The following is a 25,787-nucleotide window of genomic DNA, read 5'->3' on the forward strand; positions in this document are numbered from 1 at the left end:
TCGCCTGGCGAAAGAAAAGGGGGATCCGTGGAAGAAGTCGTCCTGGTCGACGGGGACGGGGTGGCGGTCGGCACGCATCCCAAAGCGACCGTCCACGGCGTGTCGACGCCCCGGCATCTCGCATTCTCGTGCCACGTCGTGCGGGAGGACGGAGCAGTACTCCTCACTCGCCGGGCTCTCGGTAAACGGACCTGGCCTGGTGTCTGGACCAACACCTTCTGCGGACATCCGCAGCCTGGCGAGACATGGGAGGACGCCCTGCATCGGCGAGCGGAGTTCGAACTCGGTCTCGAGATTGAGATTGTGTCGTGCCCCCTGCCCGACTTCGGATACACCGCCCGGGATGCGTCCGGGATCGAGGAGAACGAGCACTGTCCGGTATTCGTGGCGCGCGCCCTGTCCGAACCGGCGCCCAATCGCGACGAGGTCGCGGAGATCCGATGGGTTGAGCAGAACGATCTCGCGGTGGCGGTCGGCGCCGCTCCATGGGCCTTCAGCCCGTGGCTCGTCAGCCACCTCGACGGCGTGCTGGCGCATCTTCCCGACGCCACGAATCCGTCTGGAGCCGTCTTGCTCGAATCGGCCTTCGAGAGTCGGTTGGACGAGATCCTCGCGGGCGCACGTGCACGCGCTCTTCCCTGCTCGCCGGCGTTCGTCGACCTGTGGAACTCAATCGAATCGATCGTGCGCGGAGGGAAGCGGATCCGGCCTCAGCTGGTCCTCGACGCGTATCGCGGGTTCGGCGGTCGTAAGGAGAGCATTGCTGTCGACGCGGCCTGCGCCGTCGAGCTCCTGCACGCGGCCCTTGTGACGCACGACGATGTCATCGACGGGGACCTGACCCGACGCGGTCGTGAGAATGTGGCCGGATGGTTCGCAACGGATGCGCGACAGGCCGGAGCTTCCGCCCACGCCTCCCGAACCTGGGGCGACGCGTCCGCGATCATCGCCGGCGACCTCATGCTCACGACCGCCCACGGTCTCATTGCCGGTCTCGCGTGTGAGGCCTGGCGCCGAGACGCCGCCCTGAAGATCTTCGACGAAACGGTCTTCGAGAGCGCAGCCGGCGAGCACGCCGATGTGCGACTCAGCCTGCAGCTGGAAACCGCGTCGCCCGAGGAGATCATGGCGACAGCAGAGCGGAAGACCGCCGTCTACTCGTTCCGAGCGCCGCTCCTGCTCGGCGCGATCCTCGCCGGTGCGCCGAGCGGTGCGATCGATGAGCTGGACGGCATCGCGCGGGATATCGGAGTGATCTATCAGCTACGCGACGACGTGCTCGGCGTGTTCGGTGACGAGAGAGAGACCGGCAAATCCGTGCTGAGCGATCTCCGAGAAGGCAAGGAGACCCTCCTGATCTCATACGCGCGTTCGCACTCCGAGTGGGCGACCGTCGCACCGCATGTCGGGGATTCGGAGCTGACAGCGGCCGAAGGGGCGCGCATTCGCGACGTCGTCGAGAGATCCGGCGCCCGGCGCAAGGTCGAGGCGACGATCGAGGAGCGCCGCGTCGAGGCGACACGACGCCTTCGCAACTCCGGGCTCCCCGCTGATCTGGTGGCCATCCTCATGGAGGTGAGCGAGTCGTGCAGCACGCGCCGCTCCTGAATGCAACGGATCTGGCCCTCTACGACCGGGCCGCGACCGAGAGCGCCACGGTCGTGATCCGCCGGTACTCGACGTCGTTCGCGTGGGCCAGCCGTCTCATGCACCCGCGCATTCGAACACACATCGCACGCATCTACGCTCTCGTGAGAGTCGCGGACGAACTCGTCGACGGTCCGGCGGAGGCGGCGGGCGTCGACAGGGACGAGCGTCGCGCGCTGCTTGACGCTCTCGAGCGCGAGACGACGCGCGCCATCGAACGCGGATACAGCACGAACCTCGTCGTTCACGCGTTCGCGATCACGGCGCGTGAGCATGGCATCGGCGAAGAGCTGACGGCTCCCTTCTTCGCGTCGATGAGGGCCGACATCGCTCCCGTCGAATTCGACGACGTCACGCTCGCGGCGTACATTCACGGTTCGGCCGAAGTCGTGGGCCTCATGTGCCTGGCCGTGTTCGAACGCGGACGGCGCCGAAACGACCACGAACGCGCGAAGCTTGCGGACGGCGCCCAGCGGCTCGGCGCCGCCTTTCAGAAGATCAACTTCCTGCGCGACTACGCGGGTGATCGCGACGATCTCGGACGACGCTATCTGTCCGGACCTGATGGCGACCTCACTCACGCAGCGAAGGCCGAGGTCGTGCGCGGTATTCGGAACGATCTCGCCATCGCGGATGCCGCGATTCCGCTCCTCGATCCGTCGTCGCGAGCGGCGGTCTGGGCCGCGCGCTCTCTCTTCGGCGAACTCGTCGAACGGCTCGATCGCGCACCGGTCTCCGTCCTCGTCCGCGAGCGCGTGCGAGTGTCGGACCACGTCAAGGCGCGGATCCTTCTCCGCGCCCTCGCTCGGAAGATCGCACGATGACCGGATCGCGTGCGGTGGTCATCGGCGGCGGCGTGAGCGGACTCGCCACGGCGAGCCTGCTCGCCCGGGAAGGGCATGACGTCACGCTCATCGAGCGTCGTTCGGAGCTCGGCGGGCGCATGGGGACGTGGGAGCGCGATGGCTTCGTCTTCGACACGGGGCCGTCCTGGTATCTCATGCCCGAGGTGTTCGAGCACTTCTACCGAATGGTCGGTACCACGACCTCCGACCACCTTGACCTCGTCGACCTCGCCCCGGGATATCGCGTATACGGCGAGCCGAACGAGGGAACGAAAGAAGCCGCGATCGACGTGCCCGCGGGGTGTGACGCTGTCGTCGCCTTGTTCGAAAGCCGCGAGCCGGGCGCGGGGCGGCGCGTTCGGCGGTACCTCCGGTCCGCGACGCGGGCCTACCAAGCCGCGCGGGAGGCGTATCTCTACAACCCGTTCTCGTCCTGGCGCGCCTTCCTCGCCCCGCGGGTGCTTCGGAATGCCCCCGCGGTCATACCGCTGCTCGCGCGCTCGCTCTGGACGATGATTCGTCGTCGTTTCGCTGATCGGCGGCTCCGTCAGATCCTCGGGTATCCGGCTGTGTTCCTTGGCACGTCGCCATTCGACGCGCCAGCCCTGTACCACCTGATGAGTCACATGGATCTCGTCGACGGCGTGCGGTACCCGATCGGGGGATTCCGCCGGTTCGCAGAGTCTCTCGTGAATATCGCTCGGGAGAAGGGCGTCACCATCGAGACGCGCTGCGAGGCCGTCGCGATCCGACGGGATGCATCGCGCGTGACCGGCGTCGAGGTCGAGCGGTTCGGTGAGCGTCGCATTCTTGACGCAGACATCGTCGTGTCCGCGATCGACGAGCACCACACCGAAACATCGCTGCTCGCCGTGGGCGACCGTTCTTATCCCGATGCGCGCTGGCGAAAACAGGTCACGGGCCCCGGCGCCGTGCTCGTCATGCTCGGCGTGAAGGGCGAACTGCCGCAGCTGAGACACCACACGCTTCTGTTCTCGGACGATTGGCGCGACAATTTCGACGCGATATTCGGAGACACGCCCCGCGTTCCCGACCCGCCCTCGTTCTACGTGTGCATGCCGAGCGCGACCGATGACGGGGTTGCACCGCGAGGACACGAGAACCTCTTCCTCCTCATCCCCGTCCCGCCGGACGTCTCGATCGGCCGCGGGGGCGTCGACAGCGCAGGAGACCGCACCGTCGCCGAGATCGCCGACTGCGCCATTGACCAGCTGTCCGAGTGGGCGGGCATCCCCGACCTCGCGGAGCGCGTCGTCGTCAGGCGCACTGTCGGACCAGGCGACTTCTCCGACGACTTCCACTCGTATCGCGGGAGCGCGTTGGGGCCTGCGCACACGCTGAGACAGAGCGCCTTCCTCCGTGGTCGGACGCGATCGCGACGGGTCCCCGGTCTTTACTACACCGGAGCCACGTCGGTGCCGGGCGTGGGGGTTCCCATGTGCCTGATCGGCGCCGAGATCGTCCTCAAGCACGTGCGAGGCGATCGCTCCGCAGGACCACTGGAGGAATCGTGATCCTCGCCTATGCCGCCGCGCTCCTCGCAAGCGCGGCCGGGATCGCCCTCCTCGACCGACGCTTTCATCTCGCTTTCGGCCGCGCGCCGCGCCGCACAGCCACGCTGCTCGGGGTCGGCATCGTGTTTTTCCTCGCGTGGGATGCCGTCGGCATCTGGCTCGGCGTCTTCCGCCACCTCGACTCTCGCTGGGCGACGGGCATCATGCTTGCACCGCAGCTTCCGGTCGAGGAGCTGATGTTCGTGGCGTTCCTCACGTATCTGACGCTTGTGCTGCTCGGCGCCTGGCGACGGATCCCCGCGCGGAGGGATGGGCGATGACCTACCTGCTCATGTCCGTACCGTTCGCCGCCGCGGGTCTGCTCGTCTTCTCGCTCGGCGCGCTCCGCGCATCCCGACGGCGCGATCTTCCTCGATATCTCCGCGGCTGGGCGGGGACGATGGTGTGCCTTCTCATCCTTACCGTGGTCTTTGACAACGCGATGATGGCGGCGGGTCTCTTCGACTACGGCGAGGGGCACACCACGGGCATACGATGGGGGCTCATACCGCTCGAAGATCTTCTGTATCCGAGCGTCGGCTCACTGCTCCTCGCGGGGGCGCTCGAGCTGCTTGAAGATCGCGATGGGATAAGGCGCTCATGACGGGCGCCCTCGCAACGGCACGTGCGCTCGTCGTCGTCTCCCGCCCGTTGAGCTGGATCAACACGGCGTATCCGTTCGCGGCGGTGATGGTGCTCACGACGGGTGCGATCGACGCGAAGACCGTCGTCGGCACGCTTTTCTTCCTTGTCCCTTACAACCTTCTGATGTACGGGATCAACGACGTTTTTGACTATGCCTCCGACATCGCGAATCCGCGCAAGGGCGGCGCCGAGGGGGCGACGCTGCCTCCGCGTCTGCACCGCGTCACCCTCATTGCGGCGGCCGCGCTCGCGGTTCCCTTCGTCGTCGTGCTCGCGTGGTTCGGGGCGGAGCGTCCCTGGAGCTGGGCGATGCTCGGGATCAGCCTGTTCGCAGTCATCGCGTACTCGGCACCTGGCCTGCGATTCAAGGAGATCCCTGTCCTCGATTCGCTCACGTCGAGCTCGCACTTTGTCATGCCTGCGCTCTGCGCGCTCGCGCTCGCCGGAACGACGATCACCCTTCCTCTCGTCCTCGCCCTCGTGGCGTTCTTCCTCTGGGGGATGGCAAGCCACGCCTTCGGCGCCGTGCAGGACATCGTTCCGGATCGGAGCGCAGGCATCGGGTCCATCGCCACGGCGCTGGGTGCCGCGACGACCGTGCGGCTCGCGGTCGCCCTGTGGATGGCAGCGGGGACGCTCATGCTGTTCGCGCCGTGGCCTGCCGCGCTCACCGCGGTCGTTGCCATGCCGTACATGATGAGCGCGCTGCCCTTTTCTTCAGTGTCCGACGAGCAATCGGGAGCCGTCCATCGCGCGTGGCGCCGATTCCTCGCCATCAACTATGTCGCCGGCGCCGCGGTCACCGTTCTCCTCATCATCAGCATGAAAGAAGGGCTCTTCTCATGACGCACGTCATCCTCCTGGGTGCGAATCGGGGCAGAGCGTGAGGCTCTGGTCCTTCCATCCGCACCACCTCGACCGCGTCGGACTCGTCGCCGCATGGCGCGAGGGTCTGCTTGCGCAAGCCGTGATCTCCGATCCGGCTCGCGGCTATTCGCGCCATCCGCAGCTCCAGCGCTTCCGGGAGGCGGAAGAGCCGGAGCGCGCGGTCGGTGAGTTTCTCATCGCGATCGTCGACGAGGCGGATGTGCGCGGCTACCGATTCGCACGAGAGAAGATCCGTGCGTCGGGATCATCGACACCGCTCCGCGTCACGACGGGACAGCTCGGCTACGAATGGTCCCATCTGCTGGCCAAGCTCCGCCAGCGCAGCCCTGCGGTCTGGGAGCGCTGGCGAGCCCTGCCGCTGCCCGATCCGCATCCGATGTTCTCGATCGTCGACGGCCCGATCGCTGATTGGGAGAGAGCGGAGCGCGGAACCTCGCGCGGCGCCTGATCGTGACCGTTCCCGAACCCTGGAGGTACGTATGACCGATTTCCCTTCCGCCGCGAACCGTCGCGAGACCAAACCCCCGCAGGCCCGCGGGCTCTACGTCGAACCCGGCGCGATTGTCGCCTCTGCGACTGCGGCGGCGCAGCAAGGTTCCCCGCATGTCACGGAGCCCGTAGCCTACGACGCAGTGCTTCTGTCCGGATTCGGTGGGCCGGAGGGGCAAGACGATGTCCTGCCCTTCCTGCGAAACGTCACACGCGGACGCGGGATCCCTGACGAGCGGCTCGAAGATGTGGCACAGCACTACCGGGCTTTCGGTGGCGTCAGCCCGATCAACGCACAGAATCGAGAGCTTCGGGAGGCCTTGCGCGTCGGACTCGCGGCGGCGGGGATCGATCTCCCGGTGTATTGGGGAAATCGCAATTGGGCTCCCTACCTCGATGACGTCCTCGCGGAGGCGGCGCAGGACGGTGTGCGTCGTGTGATTGCGATCCCGACGAGCGCGTACTCGTCGTACTCGTCGTGCCGTCAGTACCGGGAGGATTGGGCGGATGCCCTGGAAGCGGCCGGCCTGCAGGAGGTGCTTCAGATCGACAAGGTTCGCCAGTTCTTCTCTCATCCGGGATTCGTAGAACCGTTCGTCGAGGGCGTGCGCGACGGTATCGCGGCGGCGCAGCGGGCTGGTCACCGGCGCGACGCGATCGAGGTACTCTTCACGACGCACAGCATCCCCTCCGCCGACGCAGCCCTATCCGGCGGGGGCGCTTTCGGTGACGTCGCCGGCGGCGCATACGAGGCCCAGCATCTCGCTGTCGCCGAGCACATCATCGCGGCCGCCGCGCCGGGCACCTCGTGGCAGCTCGTCTACCAATCGCGCTCCGGCTCGCCGGCGACGCCGTGGCTTGAACCCGACATCAACGACGCGATCGTCTCGCTCACAGACCGTTCCGCCGTGCTCGTCGTCCCGATCGGCTTCGTGAGCGACCATATGGAAGTGCTGTGGGACCTCGACCGCGAAGCGCGCGAGACGGCGGAAGCCGCCGGTATGTGGTTCGCGCGTGCCGCGACGCCCGGCGTGCAACCGGCGTTCGTCGACGCGCTCGTCGACCTCGTGCGCGAACGACTCCTCGGCCGTCCTGTCGGCGCCCGTGCGAACGTGACCGGAATCGGCCCGTGGGTCGACGTGTGCCGTCCCGGATGCTGTGCGAAGGCGGGAAGTGCGCCGCGGCCCGCGATCGCCGGAATAGTGACGTGAGCAATTGATCCCGACGATTTCGTGACGTTTCCCTGCTCCCGTACGTCCTACTGATGTCGCAAGAATCCGCGACCCGCGTCGCATACGCGGTGACCATCCGAGGAGTCCACCATGTCGAACGCTTCCCAGAACACCTCACAGGGCACGGCGCAGCAGAGCGTCAAGGGTCCGAGCGGCAAGACCACAATCGAGGACGGCGTAGTCGCCAAGGTGGCCGGTATCGCGGCGCGAGAGGCGAAGGGCGTCCACGCGCTCGGCGGTGGCGCGGCACGGGTGGTGGGTGCCATCCGCGAGGCGCTCAACACCACAGACCTCGCTCAGGGCGTCAGCGTCGAGGTGGGGGAGAAGGAGGTTGCGGTCGACGTGAGCGTTGTCGCCGAGTACCCCGTGTCCCTCCAGCAGGTCGCCGATGGAGTACGAGAGGCGGTGTTCCGCGCGATGACGGATCTCATCGGCATGGACGTCGCAGAGATCAACGTCACCATCAACGATGTCCACATCCCGTCGGATGATGACGAGGATGGCACGCAGGAGGCGCGGGTCCAGTGAACGCCACGGCGGTCGGGGCGGCCGTCGGTGCCGCGCTCGCAGTGACGTGGATCGCGCTGGGTTTCTGGGCCTTCGTCCTCGTCGGCCTTGCGATGGCCGCGGGCGCGATTATCGGTCGCGTCGTTGACGGACGCATCGATGTGCGGGTCCTCGCAGACGCCCTCCGCGGCCGCCGCTCGTCATGATGACCGGCAACGAGCGGCCGGGCGCGGAGGTGCCGGGGCGAACGACGATCTCTTCGCGGGCCCTGCACCGCATGGCGGTCGGCCTCGTCGCCGACGAGGGCCACGTCGCGGGGCGGGATGTGGTCGTGTCGCTCGGTGACGAAGCCGGCAGCCTGGCCGTCTCGATCACGCTGCCCGCCGTCGTCGGGGGTATCGAGAACACATCCCTCGTCGAGCGCGGGGCAGACTTGCGCGCGGCGGTCACGCGCGGAATGGACGCGCTCGCCGCTCGGCGTGTCGGGTCCGTGTCCGTGAGGTTCGAGGGAGTGCGCCGACAACGCAAGAGGAGGGTGTTATGACGGCGAGCGTCGTCTATCGCCGTGTGCTGCGGCGCGAGACGCACCGTGCGCGCACGGTGCCCGCCGTCATCGTCGCCGTCCTCACCGCGGCGCTCGTCTTCGCGGGTGCATGGTGGATGGCGGATCCGGCGCTGCGCGCGGCGGCCGAGCAGCTGACAGCATCCGCCGACGTGGCGGCGATCGGGTCGACCGCCGGTGTCGTCGCGCTCGTCGTCGCAGCTGTGCTCATCGCATTCGGTGTCCTTCCAGGCCGTCGTGCCCGCCGCGGGCGGGTCGCCGGCCGCATCGCCGTGCTTGTCGACGACGGCGTCCTCGCGGGAGCCGCGGCCGACGAGGTCGCGCGACGATGCGCCGTCGTGCGCGAGCACGTCTCCGTGACTGTCGGGCATCGTCTGGCCATCGTCCGGGTGACGCCGACCAGCGGGGTCCCCGTCGACGAAGGATCCGTACGCGAAGCGGCGCACGCCTCTTTTGCGGCGCTGGGGTTCGATACGAAGATGAGAGTGCGTGTCACTGAGAGAGGAGTGGTGTCATGAATGCCACGAATCGCGCTCTCAACCGCGGGCTTCTGCTCGTCGTCGGCGTCGTGCTCGCCACCGCGGGCGCCGCGCTCATCCTGACGGCATCGCGATCGGCTTGGCTCGGACGGGCGGGGGACGCTCTTCCGTCCGTCGAGGCTCTCGCGGAACCGACGATCACGCTTGCGGAGGGCGTGCGCATTCCGCTCGTGCTCGTCGTCGCGGGCGGCGCGGCGCTTGTTCTGGTGATTGCCCTCGGTGCGTTCATCGCAACGCGCGGCGGCGGGCGCACGGCGACGGTGGTGAACGTCGACAATGGTCTCGTGAGCGTGGATCGCAGCGTTGCGGATGCCGTGCTCGCCGGCGCGTTGCGCGAGCGAGCCGATGTGCTCGGCGTGCGGACGAGGAGCTATCTCGTCAAGGCGTCGCCGATGATCGCGCTGAGGATTCGCGCGCGCCGTGGAGCAGACCTGCCGCGCATCCTGCGTGCGGCGGAGGCCGCAGTGGCGGAGTGGGATGCTCTTGCCGGGCGCGAGGTGCCCGTCATGGTGCACATCGCCGACCGGCGATGGGTCGACGCCTGGCACACCCCGACGCGGGTGCGCGAGTCGACGAATCGACCTGCCGAAGACGGGGGACGCAACCGCGTTCCCGAGGAAGCGCTCCGACGAGCGGGGCGCGATATCGAGAGGGAGAGAAATGAGCGCTGAGGACAAGATCAAGGCCGCTGCCGACAAGGCGAAGGGCAAGGCCAAGGAAGCAGCCGGGAAGGTCACGGACGACGACAAGCTCGTCGCCGAGGGAAAGGCCGACCAGGTGAAGGGGCACGCCCGCGATGCGGCCGGCGAGGTCAAGGACGCGGCGAAGGACGTCAAGGACTCCTTCGAGAAGTGAAGCCGATGCGGGGCGGGCCGTGAAGGCCCGCCCCGCGATTCCGAACGACAACAGACAGGGACACGTCATGGGACTCTTCAGTTTTCTTCTTCTCGGACTGATCGCGGGGGCGATCGCGAAGCTCATCCTGCCCGGTAAGCAGGGCGGCGGCTGGTTCGTCACTCTCTTGCTCGGCGTCGTCGGCGCCATGATCGGCGGCTGGCTCGGCGGTCTGATCTTCAACGTCGACCTGGGGAGATTCTTCTCCCTCTCAACATGGCTGCTCGCGATCGGTGGATCCCTGATCGTGCTGCTCGTCTACGGCCTGATCACGGGGCGTCGCACGACGAAATGACGCCTCAGGTCACTCGGGGAGGAACCGCGAAATGAGGGCCGAGAGGCATCCTGGCGCGCTGGATGCTGCGGACGACCGGATCGTCGCCGGCCGCGCCGCGGACGGCGACACGGCCGCGTTCGCCGTGCTCGTGCGGCGGTACACGCCGATGATGCGCGCCTACGCCCGTCGGATCCTCCCCGGGACGGCTGACGTCGACGACGTCGTGCAGGACGCTTTCATCACCGCGTGGGAGCGGCTGCCGGATCTCGATGAGCCGGCCAAGGTGAAGAGCTGGCTCATGCGCATCACGAGCCGCAAGGCCGTCGACCGGATCCGCGCCCTTCGGGCGAGCGACGACATCGACGAGTTCGATCCGGCGGCGCCGCCCCACACGGCGCCGCCGAACGTGGTCGAGGCTCGCGTCGGCGTCGCCGCGCTGAGCCGTGCACTCGCGGAGCTCGCCGATGAGCAGCGCCGATGCTGGGTGCTGCGCGAAATCGGGGGATACAGCTACGAGGAGATCGCCGACGACCTCGGTCTCCCGGCATCCACCGTGCGCGGCCTTCTCGCCCGCGCCCGAAAGAGCATCATCGTTCGGATGGAGCAGTGGCGATGACCGACGAATATGACAGCCCCAGACGTCAGCGCCTCGACTTCGACTCCGAGACGCTCGACGGGCACACGATCGAGGAGCTCTCCGACTATCTGGACGCCGGGCGAGCGCCGCGAGACGCGTCGATCGAGGCATCACCCGGATGCCAGCTCGCGCTCGATGCGCTCGAACGTCTGCGCGGGCTCACCCCTGAGCTGATCGAGGCCGACGCCGCCGCGGAGGAGCCGGCTGATGAAGGGTGGGTGCAGAAGATCCTCGCGGGCATCACCCGCGACGCCCGTGCGGGGCGCCGCATCCCCCTCGAGGCTCACGACGCGTATGCCGATCTCGGCATCACCGAGGGAGCCGTGCGCGGCATCGTCCGCGGGGCGGAGAGCGCTGTGACGGGCGCCCTCATCGGAAGGTGCCAACTTGACGGCGACGTCACAATTCCTGGCGAGCCCGTGCGCGTGCGCGTCGACGCGAGCGTTCCGTATGGGCGACGGATCCCGGATATGGCGGATCGGCTCCGGGACGAGATCGCTCGGCGCTTGCGCCGGCACACCGACGTGAACGTCGTCGCCGTCGACGTTGTGGTTCACGACATCCAGCTGTTCCCGTCGTCCGAGGAGGAAGACAGATGAGCTTGGAGGATCGGCAGGGCATCCCCGCACGGATCGAGGCGGCCGTGCGGGACGTACCCGGCGTCGCGGAGGTCTATCCGGTGGGTTCGCTCGTCTCTCGCGCTGTGGACGTGGGCGCGCGCCTGCTCGGAGTGCGCGACGATGAGGCGCCGCGTGTGCGCGTGGAGGAGGGAATATCGAGCGTGCGGGTCGAGGTCGCGATCGGCGTGCGCGTGGTGCACGGCGCGGGATCCGTCGCGCGCGACGTGCACGACGCGATCCGCGCGGCCGTGGGCGTTCGAAACGAAGAACGCCCCGAGATCCGTCTCACCGTCGTGCACGTCGACGATGAGCTCGCGCCGGGCGAGGTGGCGGTCTAGAGATTCACCTCGACTTCTCCGCTTTCGCGGAGCTCGGCGAGGATCTGCTCGATCGCCGCGTTGCGTTCCTGCGTGACGGCCTGATCGGCGAGCTGCGACTTGACCTCGTCGAACGGCGGGATCTCACCCGCCGCATCGGCTCCTTCGCCCTGCGACTGCGCCTGCTCGACGACGGCGTCGTACTGCTCGCGCAGTTCCTCGTCGCTCGGCGGCTGCACATCGGTCTCTGCGTCGATGTAGCCGTCGATCTGGAACTGGCTCGCCGCGTCCTTGCGCACCTGCTCTTCCGAGATGCCCTGATCGCTGAACGCGGAGAGGATCTCTTCGACCGAACTGAGTCCGTTCTGCTCGGCCGCATCCATCAGCACCGTCTCGACGTCGTCCTCGGTCGGTTCGATGCCGGCGTCGCTCGCAGCCTGGGTGAGCAGGCGATTGTTCACGAGTAGCTCGGCCACCTGCTGCTTGAGCTGGTCCTGATCGACGGCCTGGCCGGTCTGCTGTTGAGCTATGGTGGCGCTCTGGAGCTGTGCCTCGTAGGCCGTTGTGTACTCGTCGAGGCCGATCTCTTCGCCGTTGACGACGGCGACGACGTCGGGGAGGCCCTCCAGATCGGCCTCGGTCGCACCGTTCGCGGAATCGTCGGCGGTCGCCGTGGGGGCGGGGGTCTCCTCGGCGTCGCCGTCGCCGCCTGCGCTGCAACCAGCGAGTGCGAGAGTGGCGACGACCGAAGCGGCAAGGAACGAGCGCGTGATCGACATCAGGCCTCCAGAATGCGGATGGGTTCCCCGCGACGGTACACACCTTCCGGGCCCGACGGAGTCAGCGGGCGGTCAGGGAGGACGTTTCGAGCGAGAGATCCCTCCCCGACCGCACGCACGACCGAGATCGACCCGCCCACGGTCGCGGGTGCCGACAGGTCGTTCCCCAGGGCGATATCGACCACGGGGCACCCGCGAATGGCCGAGTGACCACGAGGCACCCGCGAATGACGCGTTCTCCACAGAGTTGAGCTCTCCTCTCACTGGCGCGGCAGGCTCGCTTGACTGGAGACATGGACACATTGCTCGACGAAGGCGAGAGTCTGGTGCACCTTCCGCCGGTGACGGACGCAGAGTCTGGTGAGGTCGTAGCGCGGCTCAACGACATCCTCGATGCGCTGGCGAATCTCGCCGACGAGACCGACGAAGTCGACGCGGTCGTCTCGATCGGGCACGTGGAATCGCTGGGGCTCATCGTGCCGTTCTTCGAGTCGCTGCTGGAGGGCTCGTTCGACGACATCTCCCTCGCCGCGTACGCACAGCTCATCCATATGGTCGAGTACCCGGCGATTCCCGATCTGATCGTCGTGCAGGCGGCCTTCGGGCGGAGAGCGGGGGAGGAGACGATTCGCGATCTCGAGCGCACCTGCGCGCGGGCGAGACAGAAGAACCGCAGCGTTGACGGATACATCGACGACCTCGCCGAGACAGAGCGCCTCGCATCCAACCGCACCGCGCGCAAGTTCGGCGGCGAAGTGCGTCGGCTTCCTGATGACGAGCGTACGCGCCTGGCGATCCGGATCCTTCGGCGAGCCACGTCGCTCGCGCCGCCCGAACTGAGGACGCATCTGCTCTGCGCGATCGGGTGGCTGCAATGGGCGCGCGGGCGGCGACCGGTCGCGCTCACCTATCTCGCCGAGGCTCAGCGGACAGGCAGCGGCTGTCCGCTCCCCGTGGCAATGACGGCGCTGGTGTCATCCCGCAGGCCGCGATGGTGCGCGTGAGTCGCAGTTTTGTGCTGGCGGGTGCCACGTGGTCGTTCCACCATCGATCATCGACCATTCGGCACCCGCCAGAGGCGTGGTGATCGTCGTGCGCGTACCGAAGCGTCTTCCCGGGGGACTCGGTGGGGATTTCTCCGTGTCCGAGGCGCGCGACGCGGGAGTCGGGCGCTCGCGCCTGCGACGACCGGACCTTGCGGCACCGTTTCGAGGAGCGCGGTCGATCGCACTTCCGCGGGATGATTCGCTGACGCCCGTGGAGTCCGAAGAAGCGGATGCGTGGCGAAGGATCCGCGCCTACGTCCCGGTCATGCCGGAGCACGCGTTCTTCGTCGGCCCGACGGCTGCCCTCATCGCCGGGGTGCCGTTGCCGTCGGGCCTGCACGACGAGCTGCACGTTGGCGTGCTTGACCCGCGCACGCTGCCGCGTCGCCCGGGGATCCGCGGACGCCGCTTTTCCGTCGCCGAGACGAGGCGCTGGGCGGGGATGCGTCTGGCGGATCCGGCGACGACCTGGGCGAGCCTCGCGCCGTACCTTGGCGAGTACGACATGGTCGCGGCCAGCGACTACCTGCTGCGGATACCGCGCAGCCCTGGCGGCCTCGTGCAGCTCACCCGCACTCGTGCCTTCGCCTCCCGGGCCGATCTCGAACAGATCCTGGCCGCCAATCGCTGGCGAGGGGGCCCGCTCCTGCGTCGCGCGCTCAATCGTGCAAGGACCGGGGCGTCGTCGCGGCCGGAGACCTGGACCCGCCTGATCATCGTCGACGGCGGGCTTCCGGAGCCTGAGCTCGATCTGGACATCTTCGACGAATCGGGCGATTTCGTCGCCTGTGCGGATCTGGCCTATCCGCACCTGCGCTTGGCGATCGAGTATGACGGCGCCGTGCACCGCGAAAGAGATCGCTTCCTGCATGACATCGACCGCACGACCCGGCTGCACGAGGCCGGGTGGCAGGATCTCCACCTGGCGTCTCCGCACGTCTTCGGAGACCGCGCCGAGGGTCTGCGCCGCGTCATCGCGGCGCGTCGTCGCTCGGCCATGCTCCGTGACCTGCCCCGCACCGGCTTCGGCGATCTCTCACACTGACCCGCCCGTTTCGTGGGTGCGGCGTGGTCGTTGCCCCCGTCGGGTGTGACCCTTCGGCACCGGTGGCGTCGGGGTCTTTGCTCGCCCTGGGGTCGGGGGTGTGGCGTGGTCGTCTCGGTCCTCGAGAACGACCACACCGCACCCGCGAACGCCGAACGCCGGCGCCGTCGGGAGGGGCGGCGCCGGCGTCGGCGTCGGGGTGAGGGCTCCGCTCAGCGGCGGTGCGCGGCGTAGTACGCGAGGAGCGACTGCGTCGACGGATCCTGCGACGCCAGAGCCTCGGCGTCGCCTTCGATCGCCGGGGCGATCTGCAGCGCAAGCTGCTTGCCGAGCTCGACGCCCCACTGGTCGAAGGAGTTGATGCCCCAGACGACTCCCTGCGTGAAGGTGATGTGCTCGTAGAGCGCGATGAGCTCGCCGAGGACCTTCGGTGTGAGCGCCGGAGCGAAGATCGACGTCGTCGGCCGGTTGCCCTCGAACGTGCGCGCGGCAACGAGGGCTCCCGTCGTGCCCTCGGCCTCGACCTCCTCCGCCGTCTTGCCGAACGCGAGCGCCTTGGTCTGCGCGAGGAAGTTCGCGAGGAACAGGCCGTGCACGTCTCGCCCGCCGTCGGCCAACGGGTACGCGGGATTCGCGAACGCGATGAAGTCGGCGGGAATGAGACGCGTGCCCTGGTGGATCAGCTGGTAGAACGCGTGCTGGCCGTTGGTGCCGGGCTCGCCCCAGAACACCTCGCCCGTGTCGGTCGTGACGGGCGATCCGTCCCAGCGCACCGACTTGCCGTTCGACTCCATCGTGAGCTGCTGCAGGTAGGCGGCGAAGCGGTGCAGCTGCTGCGCGTAGGGGAGCACGGCGTGCGACTGCGCGCCGAGGAAGTTCGTATACCAGACGTTCAGCAGGCCCATGAGTACCGGAACGTTCTTCTCGAGCGGCGTGGTGCGCACGTGCTCGTCGACGGCGTGGAATCCGTCGAGCAGCTCGCGGAACCGATCCGGCCCCAGCGTGATGGCGAGCGAGGCGCCGATCGCCGAGTCGACGGAGTAGCGGCCCCCGACCCAATCCCAGAACCCGAACGCGTTGTCGGTGTCGATGCCGAACTCGGCGACCTTGTCGAGCGCCGTCGACAGCGCGATGAAGTGCTTCGAGACGGCGCCGGCGCGCTCCTCGTCGGCGCTCAGGCCGAGCCCCGACCACAGCCAGTCGCGCGCGAGGCGCGCGTTCGTGAGCGTTTCGAGCGTCGTGAACGTCTTCGACGCCACGATGAACAGCGTCGTCTCGGGATCCAGATCCGCCGTCTTCTGGGCGAGGTCCGTCGGATCGATGTTCGAGATGAACCGGGCCTCGATGCCGGCGTCGGCATACGGGGCGAGTGCCTCGTAGACCATGACGGGGCCGAGATCGCTGCCGCCGATGCCGATGTTGACCACGTGCGTCACGCGCTTGCCGGTGACGCCCGTCCACTCGCCCGAGCGGACGCGGTCAGCGAATGCGGTGATGCGGTCGAGCACGCCCTGCACGTCGGCGTCGATGTCCTGCCCGTCGACGACCAGCGGCGATCCCGCCGGCCGGCGCAGCGCCGTGTGCAGCACCGCGCGATCCTCGGTGGTGTTGATGTGCTCGCCCTGGAGCATCGCGGCGAAGCGCTCGGCGACGCCGGTCTCCTCGGCGAGCTTCACGAGGGATGCGAGGATCTCATCCGTCACGAGGTTCTTCGACAGATCGACGTGAAGGTCGGCGAGGTCGAGGGTGAGGCGCTCGGCGCGGGCGGGATCGTTCGCGAACCAGGTGCGGAGATCGGGGGCGAAGCCGTCGCGATGCGCGTCGAGCTCGGCCCAGGCTGCGGTGGAGGTGGGATCGACAGGAGCAGTCATGCTGCAAACCTACCGAGACTGCGGATCACGTGCGCGCCGTGCGTCATGTGAGGGCGATCGCTGCGCCCACGCGCGTCGACGGGGCCGCCCGGGCGCTGACCGGACACCCCCGGTGACACAGAGCCACTCCGTCGCTACCGTGTACGCATGACCACTCTGGCGCTCGCCCAGCAGACCGGGCTCGTGACGAACATGTACGGGGACTTCGGAGGAACGGGGGCATTCGCTGGCATCCTCGCAGGGATGGGCGTCGGCGGAGGCGTCGTCGGCATCATCATCTACGTCTTCGTCGCGATCGGCCTGTGGAAGACGTTCAGCAAGGCCGACATCCCGGGGATCCTCGGGATCATCCCGATCGTGAACATGATCTTTCTCCTGAAGGTCGCGCGCATGAACATGTGGCTCGCGCTTCTGTACCTGATTCCGATCGTGAACCTGATCCTGATGATCATCGTCGCGATCAAGGTGGGGCGGAACTTCGGTCACGGTGGTGCGTTCTCGTTCTTCCTTCTGTGGCTGCTCGCGCCGATCGGCTACCTCATCGTCGGATTCGGCGGCGACCGATACCAGCCCGAGACGTTCTGAGGTTCCGGTCTCACACCGTTCCACTCGGCGGCCAGGCGCCCAGGATGATGCCCATGAGCAGGATCGTCACGAACTCGTGCGAGACGTTCGGCACCGTGCGCCGAGCGAGATGACGATGCCCGCATGCCGCGGACTGCATGTGGAAGGGCCTACCGTAGGAGAAAGCGATCGGCGACTGCCCATGGCTTCCACGCAGACGGCGCTCCGGCCCGTCGCGATCGAAACGGTGCTGACATCTCCTCCAGCCAGACCACCGCGCCGAGCCGACTCGGCCCCATCCGACAGACCTACGCCCGCGCCGAGGACTTCCCCCACGTCGCGAAGGCTTACTCTCAGGTGTCCGAGGTCGCCCGTGAGACCGGCCTCCTCCGGCGCGCCCGCTGGTTCTATGCCCTCGTCGGAGCCGCGCTCGTCGTGGCCTTCGGCGGAGCCGTGACGGGGTTCATCCTCCTCGGCGACAGCTGGCTCCAGCTCCTGATCGCTGGCGCGCTCGGCATCATCTTCACGCAGGTCGCGTTCCTCGCGCACGAGGCAGCGCACCGCCAGATCCTCGCGACGGGCCCCGCCAACGATCGCCTCGCGCGGATCCTCGCGGGGTCGATCGGCCTCAGCGCCGCGTGGTGGAACCAGAAGCACAATCGTCACCACGCGAATCCGAACCGCGTCGACAAGGACCCGGATATCGCCGTCGACACGATCTCGTTCCTCGACGAGGACGCTGCGGGCGCGCGTGGATTCCGCCGGATGATCACGAAGCACCAGGGGTGGCTGTTCTTCCCGCTGCTCACCCTCGAGGGGCTGAACCTGCACTACCTCAGCTTCGTGCACCTCTTCTCGCGCGGATCCGTCAAGGGCCGGTGGACGGAGCTGTCGATCATCGTGACCCGATTCGCCCTCTATCTCACGCCGATCTTCCTCTTCCTGCCGCTCGGCATGGCGTTCGCGTTCGTCGGTGTGCAGCTCGCGGTCTTCGGCGTCTACATGGGGGCGTCGTTCGCCCCGAACCACAAGGGCATGCCCGTGATCGCCCCCGATGCGAAGCTCGACTTCTTCACGAAGCAGGTGCGCACCTCGCGCAATATCCGCGGCGGATGGTGGGCCACAGCCCTCATGGGCGGCCTGAACTACCAGGTCGAGCACCACCTTTTCCCGAGCATGGCGCGCCCGCACCTCGCGAAGGCACGCGAGATCGTGCGCGACTTCTGCGCGAGCCACGACGTGCCGTACACCGAGACCTCGCTCATCGAGTCGTACGCGATCGTCGTGCAGTATCTCAACCGCGTGGGTCTCGCGGCGCGTGATCCGTTCGAGTGCCCTGCGGCTGCCCAGTTCGGTCGCGGCTGACGCAGATCAGTCGTCGCGGGGCGCGCCCTGGGTCGAGGCCCGCTCGCGCAGCTGCGGCACGATCTGGACGCGCTCGACGGGACGGCGGGGCCCTTCGGCCAGGCGGGTCGCCATCGTCTCGACGGCGCGTCGGCCGACGTGCTCCTTGGCGGGCCGCAGCGCGGTGAGGGGCGGATCCGCGCCCTCGGCGATCTCGTCGTCGTACGCGATGATCGCGAGATCCTCGGGGAGGTTCCACCCGCGATCCGACGCGAACTGCTGCAGCAGCACCGCCTGAGGATCGGAGTGCACCATCAGGGCCGTGCACTCCATGCTCCGGACGTCGTCGAGCAGCGTGTCGAGCGCGTCGCCGCGAGCCGTGCTGGCTAGCTGATCCAGGGAAGCCGACACGTCGATGGGCGAGTCGACGCCGAGCTCGGCCGTCGCGCGGAGCCAGCCGCGGCGCAGCTGGGACGATGTCGGCGACTGCGCCGAGGTGACGAGCCCGACGCGCCGGTGACCTCGAGCCGCGAGATGGCGCAGCGCCAGCTCGCCGCCGAACACGTGATCCGTTGTCACCCATTCGAGGCGCGTAAGCCCGAGCGAGGCGGGGGCCTGCCGCTCGACGAGCACCACGGGGATCGGGAGCGCGTCGAGCCACTCGAGCATCGCGTGGCCGTCGGGGCCGAGGTTCTCGGGGGCGACGATGAGGCCGTGCACGCCGCCGCTGTCGATGAGCGACGAGATCTGTCGGCGCTGGTCGTCGATCGCGTAGCTCGCACCGCGAAGGGCGAGCTGCACCCTCTGCTCGGTCGCCGCAGCGCGCGCTCCGACGACGACCTGCGGCCAGTAGTAGTTCAGCGACGGCACGACCATCCCGACGCGGAACCGGGCGGCCGAGGAAGACGCGCGCGTCGGGACGGTCGTGTCGAGTGCGCTGCGCAGGGTGGCGCCGCCGTGCACGCGGGTGACGAGGCCTTCGTCGGCCAGGCGCCCGATGTCGCGACGGATCGTCAGCTCCGCGACGCCGAGCGCGCGGGCAAGGTCGCTCACGCGTACGGATCCCGCGCGGCGCAGCTCGTCCATGATGTGCTCGCGCCTCGAGAGGCCGAAGGGGCGCGACGGATCGCTCACGATGCCTCCACCCGGGCGCGCACATCGAGCGAGGAGCTTCCCGGCGCGGCCTCGAGCACGATGCGGCTGAGGCGATCGCCCCATGACCGTGCCATGATCGGATCCGCGATGTCGCGATGCTCGATGCGGCACGCGGCCGCGTCGTGCGCGATGCGCAGTCCGCGGCCACCGTCGACGGACGGGAGGATGAGATCGTCGCCGTCCACGCGGGGCGTCCCGGCGCAGACGAGGACGACCGCCCCGGCTCCCTCGGCAAGGCTCCACGAGTCGTGTATACGCACAGTTTCACCGTCCAGCTCGACCTGCCTGCGCCATCGCTCCTCGGACGCGAGCGGGTAGGCGCGGCTCAGATCGATCGTCCAAGCTGCGGGACCCGCCGTCGCCGTCGATCTGCTGTCCGCGCCGGGGCGCTGCGTCAGGCCGCGGGGCAGGGGCGTGCTGTGCCAGTCGCTCGAGACGTACCAGAGGCCATATCGCTCGTCCGAGAAGGTCTGCGCCGTGTAGGTTTCGCGACCCGGATCGATCACGACGGGCACGCCGTCGACGGCGATCTCGATCGCGCCGAGGTCGTTGTGATTGTGTGCCTCGTCGTTGTGCCCCGCCTTCACGACGACCGCGAGGCCCTCCGCGGATCCCTCGCGCGAGCGCGCGATCCCGATCCCGATCGACGTGAGTTCGACGCGCGCCGGCAGCGGATCCCCGCCGTCGCGGTGCGCATCGGCGTCGAGCAGCGCGAGCACCTGGCGACCGAGGCCGCTCTGCGTGTCGGATGAGGCCGTCGCCATCGCAACGGGATCCTCGTGCGCGGCCGCGAAGGCCGCGGTCGACGGCACGTGGCACAGTCGCGCGGCCCGGCGCAGCGACGACCAGGGGAGCGGTTCCGCGGCGCGCGCCTCGGCATCGGACCAGCTGGCGTACCAGTCTCCGCCGAGATGCACCCGCTCAGGGAAGCGCACGAGCTCGGCGAGGCCCGCGAGCGATCCGCCGGGGGCGGTTTCCCGGTTGACCGCGCCGCCCGTGACGGCGTCGACGAGGTGCAGAGCGTCGAGGGCGCGGGCGGCGCCCTGCCACCAGTAGGCGAAGCCCTCGTCGATCGCGCCATCAGACGGCAGCTGCGCGAGATAGCGGTCGATTCCGTCGATGCAGCGTTCCGAGACGGCGTCGCGCAGCTCGCCGTCGGCGAAGGCGTGCGCCGCAACGAAGAGATTCCCGTAGATCCACGGCGCCCAGTTGTGCATGCGCTCCTCGGTGCCCTCCCAGTGCCAGCGCTCGGCGAGAAGCGGCTCGAGCGTGCGGCGCGTCGCCTCGTGGCGCAGGCGGGCGCGGACGCCGGGGAAGGCGGCCTCGAGGCGCGATCCGATGACGATGTCGGCCCAGGCAGCCTGCGCGGCCGCCTCGCCCGCGCCGAGATCGAGGAACGGGCGTGCGACGTCGGTCGTGAGGAGGCCCCGTCCGAATGCGTCGTCGTGCGCGGGCCAGCACCAGCTCGACTGCTCGCACAGCAGCCAGAGGCCGTTCGCGGCCTCGGCGAGGCGTTCGTCGCTCGGATCGAGCGCCGCCGCCAGCACGGCGCGCCGCGTGCGCTCGCTGCGCGCGAAGAACGGATCCTCGTAGGCGAGCCGGCTTCCTCGCGTTCGGTAGGCCGACCAGTCCGTCAGCAGCAGCTCGGGCCACGGCTCGCCGCGGTCGGCGTCCGCCTGGGCGAGAAGGGCGGAGCGGACGGGGTCCGCGACGGCGTCCCAGGCGGCGCGGTCGTCGGATCCGGGGATCCCCAGCCCGTGTGTCGCGTCGGTGCGCCAGAGGGTGAGAAGGGATCCGCGAGGGATGAGGGAAACGGGGCGGTCAGCGGCCCCGGAATGTTCGATCATGTTCGAGTACGATCCACTACGTTCGCTATGTTTGAGCTTGTGTGCTTCATCAGCATTACTGGAAGTGAACGAACCCGCAAGGGCCGAAGAAGACCCCGCTGGAGAGCACATGTCCTACGCACCGCGCACCCACCTCGCGATGGGTGAGGACACCTTCCGCCTGCTTTTCGACGAAGCGCGTCGTGATCGGATCGCGGCCATCGCCGATGCAGGCGACCCGCTCTTCCTGGGCTCGCTCGAAGACCCGGCGCACGCCGATGCGCTCGCGGAGACCGAGGTACTCATCACGTCATGGGGCGCGCCCCGGCTCGACGCCGAAGCGCTTTCGCGGATGCCGCGCCTTCAGGCCGTCTTCCACGCGGCGGGCACGGTGCGAGAGGTGGCGACCGATGCCCTGTGGGAGCGAGGCATCGTCGTCACGACGGCCGCGGATGCCAACGCGATCCCCGTCGCCGAGTTCACGCACGCCGCGATCGTTCTCGCGACCAAGCGCACGTTCTTCCACGTGCGCACCGCCCACGAGCACCAGCGCGGATGGTTCGGGCACGAACCGCGCCTCGGCTACGGCAATCTCGGCCGCGCGATCGGCGTCGTGGGCTTCTCGCGGACGGGGCGCCGCGTCGTCGAGAAGCTGCGCGCTCTCGAAGGCGCTCGCGTGCTCGTGTCCGACCCCTTCGCCGACGCAGATCGGGTCGCCGCGGCGGGAGCCGAGCTCGTGTCCCTCGAGGAGATGATCCCGGCCGTGGACGTGCTCTCGCTGCACGCACCGTCGTTGCCGTCGACCCGTCACATGATCGGGCGTGCTGAGCTCGCCGCCCTGCGCGACGGCGCCGTGCTCATCAACACCGCGCGCGGCTCGATCCTCGACCACGATGCGCTGCTCGCCGAGTGCCGGACCGGCCGGATCGACGCGATCCTCGACGTCACCGAGCCCGAGCCGCTCCCCGCGGCGTCGCCCCTCCTCGCCCTCCCGAACGTCGCGATCACGCCCCACATCGCGGGGTCGCTCGGAGGCGAGACGCGTCGTCTCGCGGACGCCGCGATCGACGAGCTCGAGGCGTTCGTCGCCGGCCGCCCGGCGATGCACCGGATCCACGCCCAGGACATGGGGATGACCGCATGACGCTCCTCACGCTGCCCGCAGACGACCGCGAGCTGTCGCCCTACACAGGGTGGACGCGCGCGCACTGGATCCGCGTCGCCGACGCGATCCTCGACGGCGCGCGCCGTCACACGAGCCCAGGTGGCGCCCTCGTCCGGTACCCCGGTCAGCCGGGCGGGTACGGCGCGGACGTCGACGCGCTCGAGGGCTTCGCGCGCACGTTCATGCTTGCCTCCTTCCGCATCGCCGGCGACCCCACCGGTACCGTCGCACTCGCCGAGCGGTACGCCCGGGGCTTCGCCGCGGGCGTCGATCCCGCGTCCCCCGAGCGCTGGCTGCGCCCCGATGAGGTCGACCAGGCCAAGGTCGAGTCAGCGGCGCTCGCACTCGGCCTCCATCTCACCCGCGACCAGATCTGGGCGCGTTTCTCCGACGAGACGCGCGCGCACGTCGTCGACTACCTCTCCGGATTCCTCGGAGCGTCGTACCCGCCGAACAACTGGGCGTGGTTCCGGATTATCGTCGCACAGTTCCTGGCGAGCGTCGGGGCCGAGCACCGTCCGGACGACATCGAGTCCGACCTCGCCCTGCTCGACAGCTTCGAACGCGGCGGCGGGTGGTCCTCGGATGGGCACGAGCGCTCCTACGACCACTACTGCGGCTGGGCGCTGCCGTTCTACCCCGTCATCTGGGCCGACATGGTCAAGGGGGATCCGCGGTGGGCGGACCGCATCGAGCGCTCCCGCGCCGCGCTCGACGACTACCTCGACGATGCGCTCCATCTCATCGGATCCGACGGCGCCCCGCTCTTCCAGGGGCGAAGCCTCACCTATCGCTTCGCGACCGCGGGGCCCGCGTGGGCTGCTGTGTTCGGGGGATCCTCGCGCCACGATCTCGGCGTCCTGCGCCGCGCCGCGAGCGGGCAGCTCGCTCACTTCGTCGCGCGCGGCGCGCCGGGCGCCGACGGAGTGCTGCCGATCGGGTGGCACGGGCCGTGGCGCGCGATGGCGCAGCGGTACTCGGGGCCGGGATCGCCATACTGGGCTGCGAAGGGTCTGCTCGGCATCGCGTTGCCCGAGGACCACTCCGTGTGGAGCGCGACCGAACTCCCCTTGCCCGCGGAGCAGGGTGCCTTCACGCGCGTGATCGAGGCGCCCGGATGGATCGCCTCCGGAGCAGATGACGGCATCGTGCGGGTCGTGAATCACGGGACGGACCATCGTCACGAGGGATCCCGTGACGCCGATGGTCCGCTGTACGCGCGGCTCGGGTACTCGACTGCCACGGCCCCGGCACTCGCCGGGGATACCGTCATCGACCCCCTCGACAGCCACGTCGGCCTGCTGCGCGGCGGCGCCGCGAGTCATCGCTCCGGCTTCGCCCGCGGCGCCCTCACGGCGTGCGACGGCAACACGGCGCTTGCCGCGTCGACGGCGCGCGCCCGGTGGCCGGAGGAACTGGCGGGCGAACCGGATCATGGCAGCGGCGATGCGGTCGTCCGCGCCGCGGTCGGTCCGCTCGTCGACACCGTCTCGCTCGTCCGCGGCGCCTGGGAGGTGCGGTTCGTCCGCGTCCGGGCCGGAGAGACCGTCGACCATGACGGCGTCGTTCGCATCGGCGGCTGGCCCCTCACGGGGGACATCGTCGACGCTGGCGAGGCGTGGATCCGCACCGATCGTCTTGCGAGCCGCGTTGTCGCGCTACACGGGACGGCAGACGCGGGAACGACGGAACTCGGGGATGTGACGCCCCTCGAAGGAACCACTTCCGTCCCGTCGATCGCGGCGGAGGCGGTGAGCGGCGAGTGGATCGTCGCCGCCGTGTTCCTCGGCGAACCCGAGAGCGCCGAGCGTGCGCCCACGGCGACGCGCGACGCATCCGACACCTGGCGCATCACCTGGCCGGAGGGCGGCGCCACCGACATCGATCCGGCATCCGCGAGTCCTGCCGCGCGCAGGCTCTGACCCACACCGAGAGACACACGAAATCATGACGAAAGGCCACGCAATGAAGCGTTCGACTCAGATCGGCGTCGCCGCGACCGCGGGCGCCGCCCTGTTCCTCGCGGGCTGCTCCGGCTCCGCCGACGGCGGATCCGGCGGAGACCCCGACACGCTCACGATCTCCGGCTGGAGCGTCTCGACGACGCCCGAGTTCCAGCTGCTCGCCGACGGCTTCGAAGCCGCGAACGACGGCGTCACGGTCGAGATCGTCGACTACGACCCGACCGAGTACAACACGCTCGTCACGGCGGACCTCGCCGCGGGGAGCGCGCCCGACATCATCACTCAGAAAGAGGTCAAGTACGTCACGACCTTCCAAGACGGCGGTCAGCTCGTCGACGTCTCGGACGTCGAGCTGCCGGACGGCATCGGCGGTGTCGAGGCCTACGAGATCGACGGATCTTCCTACGCGACGCCGTACCGTCAGGACGCGTGGGTGCTCTTCTACAACAAGGATCTCTTCGAGACCGCCGGCGTCGAGCAGCCCGATGGCAGCTGGACCTGGGATGACTACGTCGTCGCGGCCGAGGAACTCGCAGAGTCGACGGATGCGAAGGGGGCGTACCAGCACAACTGGCAGTCGGTCGTGCAGGGATTCGCGAACGCGCAGTCGGGCGCCGATATCCTCGCGGGCGACTACGACCACCTTGCGCCCTTCTATGAGCGCTCGCTCGCGCTGCAGGATGCCGGCGCGCAGGAGACCTTCAACACCGTCTCGGCCAACCAGCTCACGTATCAGGGCGAGTTCGGCAATCAGCGCGCCGCGATGATGCCGATGGGCACGTGGTACGTCGCCACGCTCATCTCGCAGCAGGAGGCGGGCGAGGCCGACGACTTCGAATGGGGGATCGCGCCGATCCCGCAGATCGACGAGTCGACGACGGGAACCGAGAACACTCCGGTGACGTTCGGCGACCCGACAGGTTTCGGCATCAACACCGGCATCTCCGAGGAGAAGCAGGAGCTCGCGAAGGAGTTCCTCGCCTACGCCGCCAGCTCCGAGGCCGCCGCCGCGCTCGCTGAGATCGGCATCACGCCTGCGTACCTCGATGACGCCGTCGTCGAGGCCTACTTCAGCGCCGACGGAGCGCCGAGCGACGAGCTGTCCACCTTCGCGGTGCAGACGCACCAGACGCTGCCGGAGAACCCGACCTCCGACCGGACGTCGGCGATCCAGAACATTCTGAGCGATCTGCATTCCGCGATCCTCTCGGGATCCTCGAGCGTCGAGGATGCGATTGCTGAGGCGGAGGAGCGCGTCGCGAACGAGGTCGGCGAGGAGTGACCGGCCCTGTGCGCCGGCCGGTCCCGGCCGGTCGGCGCACCCCTCGTTGAAGGAGAACGATGACCACGACAAC

General features: G+C 68.8%; 30 protein-coding genes. 25 read left to right on the forward strand and 5 right to left on the reverse strand.

Features of this window, described 5'->3' with window-relative positions:
• Window positions 1-27: 27 nt before the first annotated feature.
• The 18 genes from idi (at window position 28) to C0012_RS14910 (ending at window position 11,694) form a co-directional block, all read left to right on the forward strand.
• Entirely contained in the window at window positions 28-1,608 is a 1,581-nt protein-coding gene (gene idi, locus C0012_RS15770) for an isopentenyl-diphosphate Delta-isomerase (protein ID WP_162621958.1), read from the forward strand.
• Entirely contained in the window at window positions 1,587-2,471 is an 885-nt protein-coding gene (locus C0012_RS14830) for a phytoene/squalene synthase family protein (RefSeq protein WP_110590443.1), read from the forward strand. Before idi ends, C0012_RS14830 begins: the two co-directional genes overlap by 22 nt.
• Window positions 2,468-4,027, forward strand: a complete 1,560-nt coding sequence (gene crtI, locus C0012_RS14835) for a phytoene desaturase family protein (protein ID WP_110590444.1) — start codon at window positions 2,468-2,470, stop codon at window positions 4,025-4,027. Before C0012_RS14830 ends, crtI begins: the two co-directional genes overlap by 4 nt.
• Window positions 4,024-4,347: a lycopene cyclase domain-containing protein gene (locus tag C0012_RS14840; RefSeq protein ID WP_110590445.1), complete on the forward strand. Its 324-nt coding sequence runs from the start codon at window positions 4,024-4,026 to the stop codon at window positions 4,345-4,347. The genes crtI and C0012_RS14840 overlap by 4 nt, the downstream gene beginning before the upstream one ends.
• Complete coding sequence (locus C0012_RS14845) at window positions 4,344-4,670, forward strand: lycopene cyclase domain-containing protein (RefSeq protein ID WP_110590446.1); 327 nt, start codon at window positions 4,344-4,346, stop codon at window positions 4,668-4,670. Before C0012_RS14840 ends, C0012_RS14845 begins: the two co-directional genes overlap by 4 nt.
• Window positions 4,667-5,557, forward strand: a complete 891-nt coding sequence (locus C0012_RS14850; protein WP_110590447.1) for a prenyltransferase — start codon at window positions 4,667-4,669, stop codon at window positions 5,555-5,557. The genes C0012_RS14845 and C0012_RS14850 overlap by 4 nt, the downstream gene beginning before the upstream one ends.
• Before the next feature lie 37 nt (window positions 5,558-5,594).
• Entirely contained in the window at window positions 5,595-6,047 is a 453-nt protein-coding gene (locus C0012_RS14855; protein ID WP_110590448.1) for a pyrimidine dimer DNA glycosylase/endonuclease V, read from the forward strand.
• 31 nt (window positions 6,048-6,078) lie between these two features.
• Window positions 6,079-7,299: a ferrochelatase gene (locus C0012_RS14860; RefSeq protein ID WP_110590449.1), complete on the forward strand. Its 1,221-nt coding sequence runs from the start codon at window positions 6,079-6,081 to the stop codon at window positions 7,297-7,299.
• Between the two features lie 111 nt (window positions 7,300-7,410).
• Window positions 7,411-7,848, forward strand: coding sequence for an Asp23/Gls24 family envelope stress response protein (locus tag C0012_RS14865; protein WP_110590450.1), 438 nt, complete (start codon window positions 7,411-7,413; stop codon window positions 7,846-7,848).
• Window positions 7,845-8,033 carry a DUF2273 domain-containing protein gene (locus tag C0012_RS14870; RefSeq protein ID WP_110590451.1) on the forward strand — a complete coding sequence of 63 codons (189 nt, stop codon included), beginning with the start codon at window positions 7,845-7,847 and terminating at the stop codon, window positions 8,031-8,033. The genes C0012_RS14865 and C0012_RS14870 overlap by 4 nt, the downstream gene beginning before the upstream one ends.
• The gene (locus C0012_RS14875) at window positions 8,033-8,371 is read left to right on the forward strand and encodes a hypothetical protein (protein ID WP_110590452.1); all 339 of its coding nucleotides are present in this window, start codon (window positions 8,033-8,035) and stop codon (window positions 8,369-8,371) included. The genes C0012_RS14870 and C0012_RS14875 overlap by 1 nt, the downstream gene beginning before the upstream one ends.
• On the forward strand, window positions 8,368-8,907 hold the full coding sequence (locus C0012_RS14880) for a hypothetical protein (protein ID WP_110590453.1): 540 nt from the start codon (window positions 8,368-8,370) through the stop codon (window positions 8,905-8,907). The genes C0012_RS14875 and C0012_RS14880 overlap by 4 nt, the downstream gene beginning before the upstream one ends.
• Window positions 8,904-9,599: a hypothetical protein gene (locus C0012_RS14885; RefSeq protein WP_110590454.1), complete on the forward strand. Its 696-nt coding sequence runs from the start codon at window positions 8,904-8,906 to the stop codon at window positions 9,597-9,599. The genes C0012_RS14880 and C0012_RS14885 overlap by 4 nt, the downstream gene beginning before the upstream one ends.
• Complete coding sequence (locus tag C0012_RS14890) at window positions 9,589-9,783, forward strand: CsbD family protein (protein WP_110590455.1); 195 nt, start codon at window positions 9,589-9,591, stop codon at window positions 9,781-9,783. Before C0012_RS14885 ends, C0012_RS14890 begins: the two co-directional genes overlap by 11 nt.
• A gap of 67 nt (window positions 9,784-9,850) precedes the next feature.
• Window positions 9,851-10,117 (forward strand): GlsB/YeaQ/YmgE family stress response membrane protein, encoded by a 267-nt coding sequence (locus C0012_RS14895; RefSeq protein WP_110590476.1) that lies wholly within the window; start codon window positions 9,851-9,853, stop codon window positions 10,115-10,117.
• Between the two features lie 31 nt (window positions 10,118-10,148).
• Window positions 10,149-10,715: an RNA polymerase sigma factor gene (locus C0012_RS14900; RefSeq protein ID WP_110590456.1), complete on the forward strand. Its 567-nt coding sequence runs from the start codon at window positions 10,149-10,151 to the stop codon at window positions 10,713-10,715.
• Complete coding sequence (locus tag C0012_RS14905) at window positions 10,712-11,335, forward strand: Asp23/Gls24 family envelope stress response protein (protein ID WP_110590477.1); 624 nt, start codon at window positions 10,712-10,714, stop codon at window positions 11,333-11,335. Before C0012_RS14900 ends, C0012_RS14905 begins: the two co-directional genes overlap by 4 nt.
• Entirely contained in the window at window positions 11,332-11,694 is a 363-nt protein-coding gene (locus C0012_RS14910) for a hypothetical protein (RefSeq protein WP_110590457.1), read from the forward strand. Before C0012_RS14905 ends, C0012_RS14910 begins: the two co-directional genes overlap by 4 nt.
• Here the strand turns inward: C0012_RS14910 and C0012_RS14915 are convergent.
• The gene (locus C0012_RS14915; RefSeq protein WP_110590458.1) at window positions 11,691-12,452 is read right to left on the reverse strand and encodes a SurA N-terminal domain-containing protein; all 762 of its coding nucleotides are present in this window, start codon (window positions 12,450-12,452) and stop codon (window positions 11,691-11,693) included. The two genes, C0012_RS14910 and C0012_RS14915, sit on opposite strands and share 4 nt — an antisense overlap.
• A 293-nt stretch (window positions 12,453-12,745) precedes the next feature.
• Between C0012_RS14915 and C0012_RS14925 the strand changes: the two genes are divergently transcribed.
• Entirely contained in the window at window positions 12,746-13,456 is a 711-nt protein-coding gene (locus C0012_RS14925) for a hypothetical protein (protein WP_110590460.1), read from the forward strand.
• Window positions 13,457-13,709: 253 nt separating this feature from the next.
• Complete coding sequence (locus tag C0012_RS14930) at window positions 13,710-14,543, forward strand: PDDEXK family nuclease (RefSeq protein WP_162621959.1); 834 nt, start codon at window positions 13,710-13,712, stop codon at window positions 14,541-14,543.
• Window positions 14,544-14,755: 212 nt separating this feature from the next.
• Here the strand turns inward: C0012_RS14930 and pgi are convergent, their stop codons facing one another.
• Entirely contained in the window at window positions 14,756-16,414 is a 1,659-nt protein-coding gene (pgi, locus tag C0012_RS14935) for a glucose-6-phosphate isomerase (RefSeq protein WP_110590462.1), read from the reverse strand.
• A gap of 147 nt (window positions 16,415-16,561) precedes the next feature.
• Here pgi and C0012_RS14940 point away from each other — a divergent pair, with 147 nt between their 5' ends.
• Window positions 16,562-16,999: a DUF5684 domain-containing protein gene (locus C0012_RS14940; RefSeq protein ID WP_232527958.1), complete on the forward strand. Its 438-nt coding sequence runs from the start codon at window positions 16,562-16,564 to the stop codon at window positions 16,997-16,999.
• A 10-nt stretch (window positions 17,000-17,009) separates the two neighbouring features.
• Here C0012_RS14940 and C0012_RS15830 read toward each other — a convergent pair whose 3' ends face one another.
• Complete coding sequence (locus tag C0012_RS15830; protein WP_269777964.1) at window positions 17,010-17,138, reverse strand: hypothetical protein; 129 nt, start codon at window positions 17,136-17,138, stop codon at window positions 17,010-17,012.
• A gap of 95 nt (window positions 17,139-17,233) precedes the next feature.
• Here C0012_RS15830 and C0012_RS14945 point away from each other — a divergent pair, with 95 nt between their 5' ends.
• Window positions 17,234-18,343 carry a fatty acid desaturase family protein gene (locus C0012_RS14945; RefSeq protein ID WP_232527964.1) on the forward strand — a complete coding sequence of 370 codons (1,110 nt, stop codon included), beginning with the start codon at window positions 17,234-17,236 and terminating at the stop codon, window positions 18,341-18,343.
• Between the two features lie 6 nt (window positions 18,344-18,349).
• Here the strand turns inward: C0012_RS14945 and C0012_RS14950 are convergent, their stop codons facing one another.
• Together C0012_RS14950 and C0012_RS14955 are read right to left on the reverse strand one after the other, a co-directional pair.
• Window positions 18,350-19,456: a substrate-binding domain-containing protein gene (locus tag C0012_RS14950; RefSeq protein ID WP_232527959.1), complete on the reverse strand. Its 1,107-nt coding sequence runs from the start codon at window positions 19,454-19,456 to the stop codon at window positions 18,350-18,352.
• Entirely contained in the window at window positions 19,453-21,324 is a 1,872-nt protein-coding gene (locus C0012_RS14955; protein WP_110590464.1) for a heparinase II/III domain-containing protein, read from the reverse strand. Before C0012_RS14955 ends, C0012_RS14950 begins: the two co-directional genes overlap by 4 nt.
• A 109-nt stretch (window positions 21,325-21,433) precedes the next feature.
• Between C0012_RS14955 and C0012_RS14960 the strand changes: the two genes are divergently transcribed.
• Genes C0012_RS14960 through C0012_RS14970 form a run of 3 tightly spaced genes read left to right on the forward strand, consistent with a single transcriptional unit; the run spans window position 21,434 to window position 25,714 of the window.
• Window positions 21,434-22,447 carry a hydroxyacid dehydrogenase gene (locus tag C0012_RS14960; protein ID WP_110590465.1) on the forward strand — a complete coding sequence of 338 codons (1,014 nt, stop codon included), beginning with the start codon at window positions 21,434-21,436 and terminating at the stop codon, window positions 22,445-22,447.
• Window positions 22,444-24,390, forward strand: coding sequence for a DUF2264 domain-containing protein (locus C0012_RS14965; protein ID WP_110590466.1), 1,947 nt, complete (start codon window positions 22,444-22,446; stop codon window positions 24,388-24,390). The genes C0012_RS14960 and C0012_RS14965 overlap by 4 nt, the downstream gene beginning before the upstream one ends.
• 43 nt (window positions 24,391-24,433) lie before the next feature.
• A complete protein-coding gene (locus C0012_RS14970) occupies window positions 24,434-25,714 on the forward strand; it encodes an ABC transporter substrate-binding protein (RefSeq protein ID WP_110590467.1) in 1,281 nt (426 codons plus the stop codon).
• Window positions 25,715-25,787: the final 73 nt, after the last annotated feature.

This window comes from Microbacterium suaedae, assembly GCF_003254645.1.
GTDB lineage: Bacteria > Actinomycetota > Actinomycetes > Actinomycetales > Microbacteriaceae > Microbacterium > Microbacterium suaedae.

Coding starts and splice junctions, on each gene's coding strand:
- crtI (WP_110590444.1), top strand. CDS start 2,468: ATGACCGGATCGCGTGCGGTGGTCATCGGCGGCGGCGTGAGCGGACTC.
- C0012_RS14845 (WP_110590446.1), top strand. CDS start 4,344: ATGACCTACCTGCTCATGTCCGTACCGTTCGCCGCCGCGGGTCTGCTC.
- C0012_RS14850 (WP_110590447.1), top strand. CDS start 4,667: ATGACGGGCGCCCTCGCAACGGCACGTGCGCTCGTCGTCGTCTCCCGC.
- C0012_RS14860 (WP_110590449.1), top strand. CDS start 6,079: ATGACCGATTTCCCTTCCGCCGCGAACCGTCGCGAGACCAAACCCCCG.
- C0012_RS14865 (WP_110590450.1), top strand. CDS start 7,411: ATGTCGAACGCTTCCCAGAACACCTCACAGGGCACGGCGCAGCAGAGC.
- C0012_RS14875 (WP_110590452.1), top strand. CDS start 8,033: ATGACCGGCAACGAGCGGCCGGGCGCGGAGGTGCCGGGGCGAACGACG.
- C0012_RS14880 (WP_110590453.1), top strand. CDS start 8,368: ATGACGGCGAGCGTCGTCTATCGCCGTGTGCTGCGGCGCGAGACGCAC.
- C0012_RS14885 (WP_110590454.1), top strand. CDS start 8,904: ATGAATGCCACGAATCGCGCTCTCAACCGCGGGCTTCTGCTCGTCGTC.
- C0012_RS14890 (WP_110590455.1), top strand. CDS start 9,589: ATGAGCGCTGAGGACAAGATCAAGGCCGCTGCCGACAAGGCGAAGGGC.
- C0012_RS14895 (WP_110590476.1), top strand. CDS start 9,851: ATGGGACTCTTCAGTTTTCTTCTTCTCGGACTGATCGCGGGGGCGATC.
- C0012_RS14900 (WP_110590456.1), top strand. CDS start 10,149: ATGAGGGCCGAGAGGCATCCTGGCGCGCTGGATGCTGCGGACGACCGG.
- C0012_RS14905 (WP_110590477.1), top strand. CDS start 10,712: ATGACCGACGAATATGACAGCCCCAGACGTCAGCGCCTCGACTTCGAC.
- C0012_RS14910 (WP_110590457.1), top strand. CDS start 11,332: ATGAGCTTGGAGGATCGGCAGGGCATCCCCGCACGGATCGAGGCGGCC.
- C0012_RS14915 (WP_110590458.1), bottom strand. CDS start 12,452: ATGTCGATCACGCGCTCGTTCCTTGCCGCTTCGGTCGTCGCCACTCTC.
- C0012_RS14925 (WP_110590460.1), top strand. CDS start 12,746: ATGGACACATTGCTCGACGAAGGCGAGAGTCTGGTGCACCTTCCGCCG.
- pgi (WP_110590462.1), bottom strand. CDS start 16,414: ATGACTGCTCCTGTCGATCCCACCTCCACCGCAGCCTGGGCCGAGCTC.
- C0012_RS14940 (WP_232527958.1), top strand. CDS start 16,562: ATGACCACTCTGGCGCTCGCCCAGCAGACCGGGCTCGTGACGAACATG.
- C0012_RS15830 (WP_269777964.1), bottom strand. CDS start 17,138: ATGCAGTCCGCGGCATGCGGGCATCGTCATCTCGCTCGGCGCACGGTG.
- C0012_RS14955 (WP_110590464.1), bottom strand. CDS start 21,324: ATGATCGAACATTCCGGGGCCGCTGACCGCCCCGTTTCCCTCATCCCT.
- C0012_RS14960 (WP_110590465.1), top strand. CDS start 21,434: ATGTCCTACGCACCGCGCACCCACCTCGCGATGGGTGAGGACACCTTC.
- C0012_RS14965 (WP_110590466.1), top strand. CDS start 22,444: ATGACGCTCCTCACGCTGCCCGCAGACGACCGCGAGCTGTCGCCCTAC.
- C0012_RS14970 (WP_110590467.1), top strand. CDS start 24,434: ATGAAGCGTTCGACTCAGATCGGCGTCGCCGCGACCGCGGGCGCCGCC.